This is a genomic window from Amycolatopsis sp. NPDC051045 (assembly GCF_040682955.1).
In the GTDB taxonomy this organism is placed as follows: domain Bacteria; phylum Actinomycetota; class Actinomycetes; order Mycobacteriales; family Pseudonocardiaceae; genus Amycolatopsis.
Genome location: NZ_JBFBCC010000003.1, coordinates 537,305 through 551,283, shown reverse-complemented (window position 1 = coordinate 551,283; position 13,979 = coordinate 537,305). Strand labels below are relative to the sequence as shown.

Genomic DNA, 13,979 nt, shown 5'->3' with positions numbered 1-13,979 from the left:
GCACACCTTTTTTCGGGGGGTCCGGGTGGCGGAGCCCCCGGCTTGGGGCGGAGCCCCGGTTGTTACTGGCAGGATGAACCCCGTGCGAGACGTATGCGTGATCGGGCTCGGGCTGATCGGCGGGTCACTGCTGCGCGCGGCGGCCGCGAACGGCCGCACGGCGTGGGGTGCCGCGGTTTCCGAAGTGGACGCCGACGCGGCGAGCAGAGCGGGCTACGACGTCACGACCAACGTCGAAGCGGCCCTGCACCGGGCCGCGGACGAGGACGCGATGGTCGTGCTCGCCGTGCCGCTGCCGGCCGTCGAGGACCTGCTGAGGCTGGTCGCCCAGCACGCGTCGCACTGCCTGCTCACCGACGTGACCAGCGTGAAAGCGCCGGTCTTGGACGCGGTTCGCCGTCGTGTGCCGTACACGCGGTACGTCGGCGGGCACCCGATGGCCGGGACGTCGAAATCCGGCTGGCTGGCCGGCGACGCCTCGCTGTTCCAGGGCGCCGCGTGGGTGGTCGCCGTCGAGGACGACACCGATCTCGACGCCTGGGCCGAGGTGGCGAAGCTCGTGCTGGACGTCGGGGCGCACGTGGTCCCGCTGCCCGCGGAGTCGCACGACGAAGCCGTCGCCCGGATTTCGCACCTGCCGCACCTGTTCGCGGCCATCCTGGCCACGATCGGCGCCGAAGGCGGCCCGCTGGCGATGTCGCTGGCCGCCGGGTCGTACCGCGACGGCACGCGGGTCGCGGGTTCGAACCCGCAGCTCGTCCGGGCGATGACCGAAGGCAACCGGGACGCGCTGCTGCCGATCGTCGACGAGGCACTCGGCCGGCTGGGTGCCGCCCGCGGTTCGCTGGCGTCGACCGGCGGGCTCGCGGCCACGATCAACGCGGGGTTCGAAGGCGCGCAAGCGCTGGCCGCCGGCCTGGACGTCGAGCGGGCCGGTGTCCGGATCAGCCTGACCGCACCGGACGCGCGACAGGGCTTGATCGCGCTCGGCGAGCGCGGCGGCCGGATCACCGGCCTTTCCGACGGCATCGCCACCGGCGAAGTCCAGTAGCAACTCGGACGGCTAGCGCGCCGGGGGGTTGTCCGGCGTGTCGTCGAACTTGTTGAGGAAGTCCTTCGCCTTTTCGACGCCGCTGTCGATCTGCTCGTCGTGCCCGCCGAACTTCGACTTCGCGAAGCCGGCCGCCTTGTCCAGGCCTTCCTCGATCTTGTCGTTGTGCTCGCGCAGGGCCTCTTCGGCCTTGCCCTTCAACGCTTCGAAGTCGATTCCCATGGGTGCATTGAACCGCACGGTCCTCAGGTGCGCCGGTGGTAGGGCAGGAACCGCCGGACGAGCCACAGAGGCGCGCGTTCCGCCAGGTCGGGGCCGCGCACGGCGTCGAACGCCGACGCCAGCTGGTCGACCACACCGGCCAGCTGCGGGGCGTCGGGCAGCGGCACCGACCGCGGCTGCCGCTGTTCCCGGACGGCCGACGCGAGTTCCGCCAACGCGGCCGTGAGCAGCTCGATGTCGGCCGGGGCCGGTGGCGGCGCGCCCCGCCCGATCGTCACGCCGACCTCGGTGACGGCGTCCGCGACGCGCTCCTGCGCGGCGATCACCGGCCACCACGCCACCGCCTGGCGGCCGTTCGCGGACGGCTCGACGACGACCTGCTGGAACGCCGTCCGCAGGTCGGCCAGGGCCCGGTAGGCGCCGCGCCGGGCCCGCGACCGCGCCAGCCGCGCCTCCCCCGACGACGCTTCGACCAGCGCGCACGAGACGTACTTCGCGACGGCGTCCAACCCGTCGGCGAGCCGGCCGCCCACCTGCGGGCGCCGGCTGCCCGGCCACAGCAGGTAACCGAAGACGAGCACGATCACACAGCCGAGCGCGGTGTCGACCAGCCGCGCCACGACGACGTTCCAGCTCCCGCTGTTCGCCAGGTCCATCTGCAGGATGATCAGTGGCGTCACGAACGCGCTGAGGATGCCGTAGTTGCGCACCTTCCCGACCGCCACGCCGCCGGCGAAGATCGCGATCAGCACCACCAGGATCCAGCCGCGGCCGCCCGCGACGAGCACCACCGCACCGATCCCGACGCCGACGACCGTGCCGATGCCGCGCAGCACCGCGCGGCCGAAGACCGAGCCGAAGTCCGGCTTGAGCACGATGCCGACGGTCAGGGTGATCCAGTAGGACCGCTCGAACGGCACCAGCAGGCCGACGACCTCGGCGATCGCGACGCACAGCGTCAGGCGCAGCGCGGCGATCCAGGTCAGCGGGCCGGACGCGAGCGAACCGGCCCACGTCCGCAGGCGCCGGTACCACGGCGTCGGCTCGCGGCGTTTGCGGTCGTCGCCCTTGCCGATCCGGACGAGCCCCGCGAAGAGCGCGGCGAGCAGCGGATCGCCGTCGTCGTCCGGCGCCGTCGGCGGTTCCGGCAGCGGCTGGCTGGCCAGCACCGACGCCGAGAGCGCGACGAAGTGGTCGATGACCGCCTGCGGCGTGCGGCGGCCCGCGTTGACCAGCGCCACCGACGCCTCGACCGCGGGGGTCGTGGCCGAAAGCAGGTTGAGCAGCTGCCGGTAGGCGGCGTCCCGGCCGGACAGCCAGGAGCGCGCGGTGAGCAGCTGGTCGTAGGCGGTGTTCATCGCCGTGGTCAGCCGGTGGCGGGCCACCCGCGAGACGGCTTCGTCGGTCGCCGAGAGCATCGCGGCGAGCTCGACGTAGACGTGCGCGACGGCGGTGCGCTCCGGGCTGGTCGCCCGGACGGTCCAGGTGACGAGGGCGACCAGGAGGCTCCAGGCGGCGCCGAGGCAGAAGAAGCCGAGCAGGACCTCGACGCGCAGGCCGGTCGCGTGCTGGCCGGTGCCGAGCACGCCGAAGACCAGCATCTGCAGCCCGGCGACGGAGGCGTTGCTGCCGGCCGCGCTGATCAGCGCGGACACCGCGGCGATCAGGATCACCGCGGGCACCGACAGCGCCGGGGTGCCGCCGGTCAGCAGGCCGGCGAAGTACCCGGCGGTCGCAGCGAGCGTCGCACCGCCCAGCCGGCGGGCGCGGTAGCGGTACGGCCCGGCCGATTCGGACAGCACGGCGGGCAGGGCGCCGGTCGAGATGAGCGCGCCGACGGCGATGTCCCCCGCCGCGTACGCCACCGCCAGCGGGACGGCCAGCGCGACGACGGCGCGGGCGACCATGTTCCACGGCACCGGGACCGGCTTGCTGCGCAGGAGCTGGACCAGCCAGTGCGGCGCGGCGAGGTCGGGACGCGGCGTGCTCACCCCCTCATCTTGACCTACGCTGCCGGAGACGATTAATTATCAGCCTGTCAACAACGCGGGAGGTTCCGGTGGGCCGCAAGTACTCCTTCGAGGTCAACCGCACGAGCAGCGCCCCTCCGGAGGCGCTGTTCGAGCGCGAAGCCCACGGCCCGCGCTGGGCGGAGTGGGGAAAGCCACTCATCGTCCAGGCCCGCTGGGCGCGGCGCGGCACCGAGGACCCGGACGGCGTCGGCGCCGTCCGCGAGGTCGGCCTGTGGCCGGTGCTGATCCGCGAGGAAACCCTCGAGTACGAGCCCGGCCGCAAGCACGTCTACACCTTCACCGAAGGCAACCCGATCAAGGATTACCGCGCCGAAGTGCTCTTCACGCCGACCGTCGACGGCGGCACGCACCTGCGGTGGACCGGCTCGTTCACCGAGCCGGTCAAGGGCAGCGGGCCGGTGCTGGCCGCCACGCTCCGGAGCGTGATCCGGCTGTTCTCGGCCAAGCTGGTCAAGGCGGCCGAATCCGGGCGCTGACCTGCGTGCGCCAGACCACAGAAGATCGTCCGGCGCAACTTCCCCCGTCCCGTCGGCGTCACTCTTTCGGGTGGTCTTTGCAATCACCGGTGAGAGAGGGGACGCGGGATGAAGCGACTGGTGGCCGTGGTGGCCGCAGCGGCACTGGCGCTCACGGCGTGTTCGGCGGACGAGCCGGACCAGCGGGCGTTCGGCACGAGCCAGCCGAACCCGGCGCCGGGCGGCGTGAGCCCGGGCACCCGGACGCCGGCGCCCTACCCGTTCGGCACGGTCCAGCAGAAGGCGCCCGCGATCGCGAACGGCCAGGTCCCGCTCGTCCGCCGGATCACCACCGACAAGCCGTACGTCTTCCTCACCATGGACGACGGCGCGGTCAAGGACGCAGGCGCGCTGAAGCTGATGCAGGAGAACGCCACCCACCCGGTGCTGTTCCTGAACCAGAAGTACGTGCAGGGCCACGAGGCCTACTTCAAGCAGATCCTCGACGCCACCGGCGCCACGCTCGGCGACCACACCGTCGACCACCCGAACCTCAAGGGCAAGCCGTACGAGTTCCAGCGCAAGGAGATCTGCGACGACGCCGACGACTTCCAGCGCGGGCTCGGCGTGCGCCCGTCCCTGTTCCGGCCGCCGTTCGGCAACTACGACCAGAACACGCTGCGCGCCGCGGCCGCCTGCGGGATGCGCGCCGCCGTGCTGTGGACGGCCGCGGTCAACGACGGGCACGTCCAGTTCCAGTCCGGGGACAAGCTCAAGCCGGGTGACATCGTGCTGATGCACTTCCGCAAGACCTTCGCCGAGGACTACACGGCGTTCGTCGAGCAGGCCAAGAGGGACGGGCTGATTCCCGTCCCTCTCGGCGACTTCCTGGGTTAAAGCACGACCGTCGGCGTCACGACGGTCCGGCGGCACGACACGTCACCGAGGTGCACGAGGATCTGCGTCGTCCCGCGCGGCACGTTGTCGAGCACGAACCGGCCGCCCTCGTCGGCCGTGGTCGACGACGTGCCGTGCTCGGCGACCCGCACCTCGACGCCGTACTGCCCGGCCGGCACCAGCCAGCCGTCGATGCGGTGCAGCTTGCCGATCTTGGTCAGGTTGATCATCACCGTCAGGTCGCTGACGGTGAACGTGATCGTGCCGGTGCCACCGCCGCGGACGCCGGCGAGGTTGTCCAGCCGCTCCCACCGCGCGACCTCGACGTCGAGGTCTTCGAGGGCGAGCGCGAACTGGACCCGCTGCACCAGGTCGCCCGGTGGCGGGTCCAGTTCGTCGAGGAAACGGCCGATGTCGGCCAGCAGCACGTCGTCACCGAAGGAGGCTTGGCCCCCCGGTACCCCGAGGTCGTTCATCGGCTTCCCCCTTCACTGGCGAGGAGATCGCGCATCTGGTCGAGGCAGCGACCCCTGGTCGGGCCGACACTGCCGCGCGGCATGCGCAACGCCTCGGCGACGAGCTGGTACTCCGCGCGACCCGCGAGCACGGTCAGCCGGAGCAGTTCCTGACAGCGGTGGGGCAGCCGGACGAAGGCGCGCCAGACCCGGCGGTCGCGGTCGGCGCGGACGGCTTCGTCTTCGGGTGCCGGTTGGGTGCTCGGCATGGCTTCGGCGACTTCGTCGCTCAGCGGCACCGGCTGCATCCGCCGGCCGAACGGGTGGGTCGCCTCGCGGCGGGTGGTGGTGATCAGCCATGCGGCGAGGGCCTTGGGGTCGCGGAGCTTGCCGAGCTGGCTGAACAGCGCCAGCCAGACGGTCTGGACGACGTCTTCGGCGACCGCGCGGTCGAGCCCGTTGGCCCGGGCGACGTGCCAGACGAGCGGGGTCAGCTCTTCGACGAGGCGAGCCATCGCCCGGCGGTCACCCTCCCGGGCGGCCTGCATGCACGCGGCGTGCAGTTCGGCGCCGGTCAGGCCCTCCCACGGCGGATCTACCTCTGTGGTTTGCACGTCGGTCACCGTATCTGCCCCTCTTCGGAAAGTTCTTCGAGTCGGCAATGGCAGTATCGCGGGTCCTTCGGGGGGAAGGAGCGTGCAGGTGAATCTGGAATACATCAGTCACTTACTTCGTCGGTCGTGCACTACCGGTCAATGTCGATTCCGCGAGGTACCGGCCGACGCGGGCGAACCCGCGCCGGCCGGTACTCCCCTCCCTCAAGGGCCCGCTCCCCAACGGGCCCCGCCGGATGTCCCCTCCCCCGAAGGGCACCCGGCCGACGGTGTCCGGCAGCCCCCTCGGCTCCCGGCCACCGCGTCACTCCGAACCCGACACCCCCTGTCGTGTTCCTCCGTGCTCGGCTGCTCCACAGGACGCAGTGAGGGGACCGCCAGATACCCGAACCGGTGACTTTTTTTGAAGATCGACGCAGAGCGGCTAACTGATCACGGGCAGTGCGTCGGCGAGCGTCCGCGCCCACCGTGCGTAACCGGCTGGCCCCGGATGGAAGCGGTCGGACGCGAAGGCCGCGGGGTCGAGCAGGGCGGGGTCCATCGGGAGGTGCCGGACGCCGGGAAGGCGGCCGAGCGTCGCGGCCGCCCGGTCGAGCGCGGCGGAGCGGGTCGAAAGGACGTCACGCAGCGGCCTGGGCAGGGCCGGGAAGCGGGACATCGGCGGCACCCCGGCCAGCAGGACGTCGACCGAGCCCAGCCGCCGGCGCAGGTCGATCACCAGGTGCAGGAGGTCACGGCGGTAGGCCGCGGCCGTCCGGAGCTCGATGGTGTCGTTGACGCCGAGGGCGATCACGACCAAGTCGGCCGGGCGGACCAGCGGGACGAGCTCGGTGCGGACGAGCCGCGCGTTGGCGCCGGTCCGGCCGACCGCCTGCCAGCGCACCGCCCGGCCGCCCCGCGCGAGTTCGCGGGCGAGGCAGCCGGTGAGCGCTTCCTCGTGGTCCGCCGCGCCGACCCCGTCCACTGTGGATTCGCCGAGCACGGCCAGCCGGAAGGGCTCGCCCCGGCCCGGCACGTGCCCTTCGGTCGGCCCGGCCGCGCCGGGCAGCCGCGGGGTCGTGCGCTTGACGTAGACAGCCTGAGCGAGGAGCACCATTCCTCGAAGTTAGCCGTGGGCGATCGAAACCTTGGCCCTGATCAGCGTGGGCTCCGCCACGGCGTCGAGCAGGAAGGCGGCGACGTCGGCCCGCCGGATGGTGAACGTGTGGACGTTCCCGTCGAGCCGGCTCGCGACCTTGCCCGTGCGCGGGCCGTTGAGCAGCATCGGCGGCCGGACGATCGTCCAGTCCAGGTCGGTGGCCGTGACCAGGGCCTCCATCGCGAGCATGTCCGCCCAGCCGTGCTTCAGGAAGGTGTTGAGCAGCGGCTTGACGAGCGTGCGGGTGAAGAAGCCGTCCCCCTCGGTGTGCATGCCGCTGGCGCTGACGACGAGCAGGCGCTTCGCCCCGGCCTCGATCGCGGCCCGGGCGCCGTCCACGCAGACCGTGGTCGGCCCGCGGTCGCGGGAGCCGACCGCCGAGATCACCGCGTCGCGGCCTTCGACGGCGGCCGCAAGCTTCTCGTGGTCCTGCAGCCCGGCGACCACGACGTGGGCCGGCAGCTTCAGCCGGGCGGGGTCGCGAACCACGGCCGTGACGTCCCAGCCGCGGTCCAATGCCTGCTTGACGACCTCGCCGCCGACGCCGCCGGTCGCCCCCAGCACGGTGATCTTCATGGTGTCTCCTTCTCGGTTAGTGAACACTCACCAGGTAGAGTGAGTGTTCACTAACCCAACTGAGAACGCACTCAGGGAGCCGCCATGGGAAGCCGCGAAGAGATCGTCGCCGCGGCCGCGAAGGTGATGCGCGAGCAGGGCTACGCCCACGCGACGACCAAGGTCATCGCGCGGACCGCGGGTTACTCGGAGGCGATGCTCTACAAGCACTTTCGCGACAAGACCGACCTGTTCCTCAGCGTCATGGCCGAGGAGCTGCCCGCGCTCGGCGCCGCACTGGCCGAGCTGACCGCCGACCCCGGGCGGGCGCCGCTGCGGGACAACCTGGTCCGCGTCGCCCGGCTCGGCCTCGCCTTCTACCTCGAAGGGTTCCCGATCGCGGTCTCGGTCTTCTCCTCACGGGAACTGCTGCGGTCGCACCGCGAACGGCTGGGCGAGCACGGCCCCCACGTGCTGCCGGCGGCCGTCGCGGGCTACCTGCGCGCCGAGCAGGCGCTGGGCCGGATCAAGGCGAGCACCGACGTCGAGGCGGCCGCATCGATGCTGCTCGGCGCGTGCTTCCACCAGGCCTTCCTGGCCACGTTCGAAGAACGCGAGCCGGCGGACCGGGCCGACCGGCTCGCCGACGTCCTGCTGGCCGGGCTTTAGGCGTTCTTCTCCTCGCGGAGCTGGTGCCAACGCTCGTACATGCCGTCGAGCTCCTTCATCATGAAGGAGAGGAAGTCCCGCATCTCGGCGAGCCGCCGGCCCGCGGGCGAGTCCGCACCGAGGGCTTCGATGCCGTTCTCGGCCGCGTCGCGCCACATGATGATCATGCGGTCGCGCTTGAGGAAGGTCGCGTACCAGAGGTCGTCGTAGAGGCGGTAGTGGTCGCGGCGCTCGCCGGGCTGGCGCTCCTTGGCGACCAGCCCGATCTGCTCGAGGTAACGCACGGCGCCGGAGACGGCCGCCGGGCTGACCGACAGCTGGGCGGCCAGGTCGGCGGCGGTCAACCGGCCCTCGTCGGTGGTCATCAGCGCGGCGAACACCCGCGCGGACATGCGCTGCATCCCGATCTGCGACAGCACGAGCCCGAGGCTCTCGACGTAACGGCGGACGGCGTCCTCGTCTCGTTTGGTGTCAGGCGTCGTCATCGGTCCATCCTCCCGTACCGGTCCCCCAAGATCACTAAATCTAGACATTTTCTTAACTTCACAACTTCATGAACCGAGCGTAGCTTCCGAAGCATGGAAAATGCCATTTCGGTCATCGGCCTGCACAAGTCGTTCGGCCGGACCAAGGCCCTCGACGGCCTGGACCTGCAGGTGCCCGCCGGGGAGGTGCACGGCTTCCTCGGCCCCAACGGCGCCGGGAAGTCGACCACCGTCCGGGTCCTGCTCGGCCTGCTCCACGCGGACTCGGGGGACGTCCGGCTGCTCGGCGGCGACCCCTGGAAGGACGCCGCGAGCCTGCACCGCCGCCTGGCCTACGTGCCCGGCGACGTCAACCTCTGGCCCAACCTCTCCGGCGGCGAGGTGATCGACCTGCTCGGCCGGCTGCGCGGCGGGCTGGACGAAAAGCGCCGCGCCGAGCTCATCGAGCGCTTCGACCTCGACCCGAAGAAGAAGGGGCGGACGTACTCGAAGGGCAACCGGCAGAAGGTCGCCATCGTCGCCGCCCTCGCCTCCCGGGTCGACCTGCTGATCCTCGACGAGCCGACGTCCGGCCTCGACCCGCTGATGGAGGCGACCTTCCAGTACGCCATCCAGGAGGAGCGCGAACAGGGCCGCACCGTGCTGCTCTCCAGCCACATCCTCGCCGAGGTCGAGGCACTGTGCGACAAGGTCAGCATCATCCGCAACGGCCGCACGGTGGAGTCCGGCACGCTGGCCGAGCTGCGCCACCTGACCCGGACGTCGATCACCGCCGAGCTCGCCGGGCCGCCGAACGGGCTGACGAACCTGGCGAACATCCACGACCTCAAGGTCGACGGCAACCGCGTGCGGTTCGACGTCGAAACGCGCTCGCTCGACGAAGCCCTGCGACAGCTGACCCAGGTCGGCGTGCGGAGCCTGGTCAGCCAGCCGCCGACGCTGGAGGAGCTGTTCCTGCGCCACTACACGACCGAAGCGAGCGCGAAATGACCGCGACGCTCGAACGCCCGGCCACCGTGGCGCCCGCCCACGAGCTGGCCGGCACCTGGCACCTCACCCGGCTCGCGCTGCGCCGCGACCGCGTGCTCCTGCCGATCTGGATCGTGCTGCTCAGCGTCGTCCCGGCGAGCACGGTCAACACGTTCACGCAGTTCTACCCGACCGTCGCCGACCGGCTCGCGTTGCAGGCCGGCGCGAACGCCAACCCGTCGTACGCGCTGCTCTACGGCCCGCCGTTCGACCTGACCACGGCCGGCGGCTTCATCGCCTGGCGCATGTGCGGGTTCCTGGCGCTGCTCACCGGGCTGATGGTCGTCTTCACGGTCACCCGGCACACCCGCGCCGAGGAGGACACCGGGCGGGCGGAACTGCTGGGATCCGCGGTGGTCGGCCGGTACGCGGCGCTGACGGCGTCGCTGCTGGTGGCCGGCGGCGCGAGCGTGCTGACCGGGCTGATCCAGGCGGTCACCATGATCGGCGCCGGCCTGCCCGCGGCCGGCTCGCTCGCCTTCGGCGCGTCGGAAGCGCTGGTGGGGCTGGTGTTCACCGCCGTCGCGGCGGTCGCCGTCCAGCTCGCCGAGTACTCCCGGACCGCCAACGGCATCGGGACCGCCGTGGTCGGCGCCGCCTTTCTGCTGCGCGGCGCCGGTGACTCCACTGTGGACGCTCGCTGGCTGTCCTGGCTGTCGCCGATCGGCTGGGTGCAGCAGGTCCGGGCGTTCGCCGGAGAACGCTGGTGGGTGCTCCTGCTGCCGGTGGCCGCCGCGCTGGTGGCCGGTGCGGCCGGGTACTGGCTGCTGCCCCGCCGCGACGTCGGCGTCGGCATCCTGCCGCCCCGGCCGGGGCCGGCGAGGGCAGCGGCGAGCCTGCGGTCACCGCTCGCGCTCGCCTGGCGGCTGCACCGCGGCCCGCTGCTCGGCTGGACGATCGGCACGGCGGTGGTCGGCGCGGTGTTCGGCTCCATCGCCAGCGGCATCGGCGACCTGGTCGGCTCGAGCCCGCAGGCGCAGCAGATCTTCGAGCGGCTGGGCGGCAGCCACGCGCTGACGCAGGCGTTCCTCGCCGCGATGGCCGGGATGTTCGCCATGGTCGCGTCCCTGTACGGGGTCCAGGCGGTGCTGCGGATGCGCGGCGAGGAGACCGCGATCCGGCTCGAGCCGGTGCTGGCCACCAGCGTCGGCAGGCTGCGCTGGGCGGGCAGCCACCTGGTGTTCGCCTTCTTCGGCACGGCGGCGCTGCTGCTGTCCGGCGGGGTGTTCATGGGCCTGGCCAACGGGCTGCGCACCGGCGACGTCGGTGGCTCGCTCGCGGACACGCTCGCCGGGATGCTCGTCCAGCTGCCCGCGGCCTGGGTGGTGGTCGCGCTGGCCGTGACGATCTTCGGGCTGCTGCCGGCCTTCTCGGCCGCGGCGTGGGCGGCCGGCGCGCTGGCGCTGCTGCTCAGCCTGTTCGGCCCGATCCTCAACCTGCCCCAGGTGGTGCTGGACGTCTCCCCGTTCCAGCACCCGCCGAAGCTCCCCGGTCAGGAGTTCACCGCGACACCGCTCGGCTGGCTACTGGCGGTCGCGGTCGTCGCACTGGTGGCCGGCCTGGTCGGCTGGAAGCGCCGCGACGTCGGCTAACGCACCCGCAGCTCGTGGCCGGGGCCGGCCACGAGCTGCGCCTGGGGGCCGGCCTTCCCGCAAGCGGGGCCGTTCGGTTCGGCGAGGGCCGGCGTCACCTCGACGGTGTGCGGCCGGCCGTCGTCGAACCGGACGGTGACCCGCACCGGCTCGGCGGGCAGGTCAGGGACGGCCGCGAAGCCCTGGAGGCCGCCGGTCGGGACCACCGACGTGCCGCACGAGCCGTCCGGGCCGGTGCCCGTGCAGGTCGTCGCACCCGCCGACGTCTCGGGGAAGAGGCTGACCGGGACCGTGACGCACCGGCCGCGCCAGCACGCTTCGAGCGTCGCGCGGGAGATGCCCACGGGGGACGGGATCGACAGGCCGATGCCGACGGGGTACCCGATCGCCGGGCAGGCGACCTCCGGCCCGGCGCCCTCCGTCCCGGCACAGCCGGCCGTCACCGCCACGAGCATCACGAACCCCGGCACACAGCGCATACCGACCAGACGGGCCCGGCGGCCGCCGGGTTGCACCTTCAGTCGCGCCAGCCGGAGACGGCCGGCAACGTGGGCGAGCTCGAGGTCGGCGTGACGGAGGTCGGCGACTGGACCGTCACCTGGACGAAGCTGGTGGTGGTCGTCGGCGGGGACGTCTCGACCGACGTGATCGTGGACGGTGGCACGGACGAGGTCACCGTGACGGGCACCGCGGAAACGGTCCTGGTCGGCGGCACCGTGGCCTCGACGGGCCGCGGCGCGGAGCGCCCGGCGATGAGCAGCGCGGCCACCAGCAACCCGCTGGCGAAGCCGGCCAGCCCGGTGACCGCGGCGGAACCCCAGGTAGGTCGGCCACTCATCCGGGCACCCCCTCGCCACGCGCAGCGCAGGTACGAGGACTAACTCGCGTTGATCTTACGTCTTGTTACGCCGAGTGCACCTTGAGTCTGTATGGCTCAAGTTTCTTTGCGGTCCAGGCGCGCATCTGCCAGCTTGGGATCATGGGGGTGCTGGCGAACCGGGACTTCCGGCGCCTTTGGCTCGCCGACCTCGCGAGCCAGCTCGGGAGCCGGATCGACGTCCTGGCGATGCCGTTGCTCGCGGCCACCGTGCTCGGCGCGCCGGTCTTCGAGGTCTCGCTGCTGAGAACCGCGGGAACGCTGCCGTACCTGGTGCTCGGCCTGCAGGTCGGCGTCTGGTGCGACCGGATCCGCCACCGCCCGGTACTCATCGCCGCGGATGTCGGGCGAGCCGTGCTGCTCGCCTCCATTCCGCTCGCCGCGGTGTTCGGCGTGCTCGGCATGGCGCAGCTGCTCGCCGTCGTCCTCGCCGCCGGCGTGCTCGGCGTCTTCTTCGACGTCGCCCACCAGACCTACGTCCCGAGGCTGGTGCCGCGGGAGCAGCTGCCGGAAGCCAACACCCGGCTGCAGACGAACCGGTCGGTGGCGGCGGTGGCGGGTCCCGGCCTCGCCGGGATGATCGTCCAGGCGCTCGGCATCGCCGCGGCACTGGCCGTCGACGCCGCCAGCTACCTGTGGTCGGCCCTCTGGCTGCGCCGCATCGAGACGCCCGACGCGCGGCCCGAGCCGCGGGAGCGGCGGCTGCTGCGCGACATCGGCGAAGGGCTGCGGCTGGTCCGCGGCGACCGCGTCCTGCTGGCGATCAGCGCGCACGGCGCGGTGTCTAGCTTCTTCCAGTCGGCCCACTTGGCGATCGTGATCGTCTTCCTCGCCCGCGAGGTCGGGCTCTCGCCCTGGGTGATCGGGCTGCTGGGCACCGCGTCGCTGACCGGCGCCCTCACGGCCGGGCTCACCGCGCGGTGGCTCGGCGAGCGGATCGGCCAGGCGCGGGCCCTGTGGGGTGCGGCGGTGCTGTTCGGCCTGGCCTACCAGCTCTACCCGTTCACCGGACGGGGGTGGGCGCTCGCTTGCTACGTCGCCGCGGGCTTCTTCACCAGCTACAGCGTGATCGTGCTGAGCGTCTTCGGCGTGAGCTTCCTGCAAGCCGTCACGCCGCCGGAGCTGCTGGGCCGGGTCAACGCCATCTCGCAGACGCTGGTGTTCGGCGTCGCGCCGGTCGGCAGCCTGCTCGGGGGCGTGCTGGCCGGCACGTTCGGCATGCGGACGACGATGCACGTCGCCGCGGCCGGCGTCCTGGCGTCGGCGGTGATCATGGTGTGGTCGCCGCTGCGGAAGCTGCGTGACTTGACGCCCGCAGACCGTCGACGACGACGCGGACCAGGTGCCGGCTGCCCGGCGCGTACCGCTCGACGGCGAGGCAGCCGACGATGAGCGCCCGCAGGTCGTCGCCGTCGAGGTCCGGGCGGACGGCGCCGGCGGCCTGCGCGCGGGCCAGCAGCTCGGCCAGCGCCGCGCGGAACTCCTCGCCCGCGCCGGCCTTGAAGGCGTGCCCGCCCGACTCGGCGAGGGCGTCGCAGATGGCGCGGTTGAGCGACGCCTGCTTGATGACGCGGACGAAGTAGTCGAAGAAGACTTCACCGGGGCGGTCGGCGGTGGCGAGTGCGCGGGCCTCCTCGGCGAACTGGCCGATGCGTTCCAGGACAACGGCCTGGAACAGCGCTTCCTTGCTGGGGAAGTGCCGGTAGACGGTCCCGGCGCCGACGCCGGCCAGCCGCGCGATGTCATCGAGCGGGACGGCGAGGCCATCGAGGGCGAACGCCTCTTCGGCGGCGGCCAGCACCTTGGCCCGGTTGCGCCGTGCGTCAGCGCGCATCTTCTCCATCACGTCTCCTCGTTGACCACCGGAACGCGCGCTCCGCATCGTCCTAAGCGGGCCCACCGTTCCG

Annotated in this window: 16 protein-coding genes and 1 pseudogene; 8 read left to right on the top strand and 9 right to left on the bottom strand. The window is 72.2% G+C overall.

The features are described 5' to 3' along the window. The first annotated feature begins 73 nt into the window (after positions 1 to 73). Entirely contained in the window at positions 74 to 1,051 is a 978-nt protein-coding gene (locus AB0M80_RS10450) for a prephenate dehydrogenase (protein WP_364561734.1), read from the top strand. 12 nt (positions 1,052 to 1,063) lie between these two features. Here AB0M80_RS10450 and AB0M80_RS10445 read toward each other — a convergent pair whose 3' ends face one another. Together AB0M80_RS10445 and AB0M80_RS10440 are read right to left on the bottom strand one after the other, a co-directional pair. Next, positions 1,064 to 1,273: an antitoxin gene (locus tag AB0M80_RS10445; RefSeq protein ID WP_364561732.1), complete on the bottom strand. Its 210-nt coding sequence runs from the start codon at positions 1,271 to 1,273 to the stop codon at positions 1,064 to 1,066. Positions 1,274 to 1,296: 23 nt separating this feature from the next. Beyond that, on the bottom strand, positions 1,297 to 3,264 hold the full coding sequence (locus AB0M80_RS10440) for an FUSC family protein (RefSeq protein ID WP_364561729.1): 1,968 nt from the start codon (positions 3,262 to 3,264) through the stop codon (positions 1,297 to 1,299). Between the two features lie 68 nt (positions 3,265 to 3,332). Here AB0M80_RS10440 and AB0M80_RS10435 point away from each other — a divergent pair, with 68 nt between their 5' ends. Then, positions 3,333 to 3,782, top strand: a complete 450-nt coding sequence (locus AB0M80_RS10435) for an SRPBCC family protein (protein ID WP_364561726.1) — start codon at positions 3,333 to 3,335, stop codon at positions 3,780 to 3,782. Positions 3,783 to 3,908: 126 nt separating this feature from the next. Continuing rightward, positions 3,909 to 4,658, top strand: a complete 750-nt coding sequence (locus AB0M80_RS10430; protein WP_364562051.1) for a polysaccharide deacetylase family protein — start codon at positions 3,909 to 3,911, stop codon at positions 4,656 to 4,658. On the opposite strand, the gene AB0M80_RS10425 is transcribed toward AB0M80_RS10430, so the two are convergent. From AB0M80_RS10425 to AB0M80_RS10410, 4 genes are all read right to left on the bottom strand, one after another. Further along, the gene (locus AB0M80_RS10425; protein ID WP_364561723.1) at positions 4,655 to 5,134 is read right to left on the bottom strand and encodes a carboxypeptidase regulatory-like domain-containing protein; all 480 of its coding nucleotides are present in this window, start codon (positions 5,132 to 5,134) and stop codon (positions 4,655 to 4,657) included. The genes AB0M80_RS10430 and AB0M80_RS10425 overlap by 4 nt on opposite strands. Next, positions 5,131 to 5,736, bottom strand: coding sequence for a sigma-70 family RNA polymerase sigma factor (locus tag AB0M80_RS10420; RefSeq protein ID WP_364561720.1), 606 nt, complete (start codon positions 5,734 to 5,736; stop codon positions 5,131 to 5,133). The genes AB0M80_RS10425 and AB0M80_RS10420 overlap by 4 nt, the downstream gene beginning before the upstream one ends. A 415-nt stretch (positions 5,737 to 6,151) precedes the next feature. Further along, positions 6,152 to 6,823 (bottom strand): SGNH/GDSL hydrolase family protein, encoded by a 672-nt coding sequence (locus AB0M80_RS10415; protein ID WP_364561717.1) that lies wholly within the window; start codon positions 6,821 to 6,823, stop codon positions 6,152 to 6,154. A gap of 9 nt (positions 6,824 to 6,832) precedes the next feature. Continuing rightward, a complete protein-coding gene (locus tag AB0M80_RS10410; protein ID WP_364561714.1) occupies positions 6,833 to 7,441 on the bottom strand; it encodes an NAD(P)-binding oxidoreductase in 609 nt (202 codons plus the stop codon). A gap of 84 nt (positions 7,442 to 7,525) precedes the next feature. Between AB0M80_RS10410 and AB0M80_RS10405 the strand changes: the two genes are divergently transcribed. After that, positions 7,526 to 8,089: a TetR/AcrR family transcriptional regulator gene (locus tag AB0M80_RS10405; protein WP_364561711.1), complete on the top strand. Its 564-nt coding sequence runs from the start codon at positions 7,526 to 7,528 to the stop codon at positions 8,087 to 8,089. On the opposite strand, the gene AB0M80_RS10400 is transcribed toward AB0M80_RS10405, so the two are convergent. Then, positions 8,086 to 8,574 carry a MarR family transcriptional regulator gene (locus AB0M80_RS10400; RefSeq protein ID WP_364561708.1) on the bottom strand — a complete coding sequence of 163 codons (489 nt, stop codon included), beginning with the start codon at positions 8,572 to 8,574 and terminating at the stop codon, positions 8,086 to 8,088. The two genes, AB0M80_RS10405 and AB0M80_RS10400, sit on opposite strands and share 4 nt — an antisense overlap. 93 nt (positions 8,575 to 8,667) lie before the next feature. Here AB0M80_RS10400 and AB0M80_RS10395 point away from each other — a divergent pair, with 93 nt between their 5' ends. Together AB0M80_RS10395 and AB0M80_RS10390 are read left to right on the top strand one after the other, a co-directional pair. Next, the gene (locus AB0M80_RS10395; protein WP_364561705.1) at positions 8,668 to 9,564 is read left to right on the top strand and encodes an ABC transporter ATP-binding protein; all 897 of its coding nucleotides are present in this window, start codon (positions 8,668 to 8,670) and stop codon (positions 9,562 to 9,564) included. Continuing rightward, positions 9,561 to 11,195 (top strand): ABC transporter permease, encoded by a 1,635-nt coding sequence (locus tag AB0M80_RS10390; RefSeq protein ID WP_364561703.1) that lies wholly within the window; start codon positions 9,561 to 9,563, stop codon positions 11,193 to 11,195. The genes AB0M80_RS10395 and AB0M80_RS10390 overlap by 4 nt, the downstream gene beginning before the upstream one ends. On the opposite strand, the gene AB0M80_RS10385 is transcribed toward AB0M80_RS10390, so the two are convergent. Continuing rightward, entirely contained in the window at positions 11,192 to 11,674 is a 483-nt protein-coding gene (locus AB0M80_RS10385; RefSeq protein WP_364561700.1) for a hypothetical protein, read from the bottom strand. The two genes, AB0M80_RS10390 and AB0M80_RS10385, sit on opposite strands and share 4 nt — an antisense overlap. Positions 11,675 to 11,743: 69 nt before the next feature. Between AB0M80_RS10385 and AB0M80_RS10380 the strand changes: the two genes are divergently transcribed. Together AB0M80_RS10380 and AB0M80_RS10375 are read left to right on the top strand one after the other, a co-directional pair. After that, entirely contained in the window at positions 11,744 to 12,076 is a 333-nt protein-coding gene (locus AB0M80_RS10380; RefSeq protein WP_364561697.1) for a hypothetical protein, read from the top strand. 98 nt (positions 12,077 to 12,174) lie between these two features. Further along, a pseudogene (locus AB0M80_RS10375) lies at positions 12,175 to 13,398 on the top strand (MFS transporter); the annotation flags it as partial. Here AB0M80_RS10375 and AB0M80_RS10370 read toward each other — a convergent pair. Beyond that, entirely contained in the window at positions 13,343 to 13,915 is a 573-nt protein-coding gene (locus tag AB0M80_RS10370; RefSeq protein ID WP_364561696.1) for a TetR/AcrR family transcriptional regulator, read from the bottom strand. The pseudogene AB0M80_RS10375 and the gene AB0M80_RS10370 sit on opposite strands and share 56 nt — an antisense overlap. Between the last annotated feature and the right edge of the window lie 64 nt (positions 13,916 to 13,979).

Bases quoted from the DNA above. Each gene is read 5' to 3' on its own strand.
- AB0M80_RS10395 (WP_364561705.1), top strand. From the start codon at position 8,668: ATGGAAAATGCCATTTCGGTCATCGGCCTGCACAAGTCGTTCGGCCGG.
- AB0M80_RS10450 (WP_364561734.1), top strand. From the start codon at position 74: ATGAACCCCGTGCGAGACGTATGCGTGATCGGGCTCGGGCTGATCGGC.
- AB0M80_RS10415 (WP_364561717.1), bottom strand. From the start codon at position 6,823: ATGGTGCTCCTCGCTCAGGCTGTCTACGTCAAGCGCACGACCCCGCGG.
- AB0M80_RS10400 (WP_364561708.1), bottom strand. From the start codon at position 8,574: ATGACGACGCCTGACACCAAACGAGACGAGGACGCCGTCCGCCGTTAC.
- AB0M80_RS10370 (WP_364561696.1), bottom strand. From the start codon at position 13,915: ATGGAGAAGATGCGCGCTGACGCACGGCGCAACCGGGCCAAGGTGCTG.
- AB0M80_RS10445 (WP_364561732.1), bottom strand. From the start codon at position 1,273: ATGGGAATCGACTTCGAAGCGTTGAAGGGCAAGGCCGAAGAGGCCCTG.
- AB0M80_RS10410 (WP_364561714.1), bottom strand. From the start codon at position 7,441: ATGAAGATCACCGTGCTGGGGGCGACCGGCGGCGTCGGCGGCGAGGTC.
- AB0M80_RS10385 (WP_364561700.1), bottom strand. From the start codon at position 11,674: ATGCGCTGTGTGCCGGGGTTCGTGATGCTCGTGGCGGTGACGGCCGGC.
- AB0M80_RS10405 (WP_364561711.1), top strand. From the start codon at position 7,526: ATGGGAAGCCGCGAAGAGATCGTCGCCGCGGCCGCGAAGGTGATGCGC.
- AB0M80_RS10425 (WP_364561723.1), bottom strand. From the start codon at position 5,134: ATGAACGACCTCGGGGTACCGGGGGGCCAAGCCTCCTTCGGTGACGAC.
- AB0M80_RS10390 (WP_364561703.1), top strand. From the start codon at position 9,561: ATGACCGCGACGCTCGAACGCCCGGCCACCGTGGCGCCCGCCCACGAG.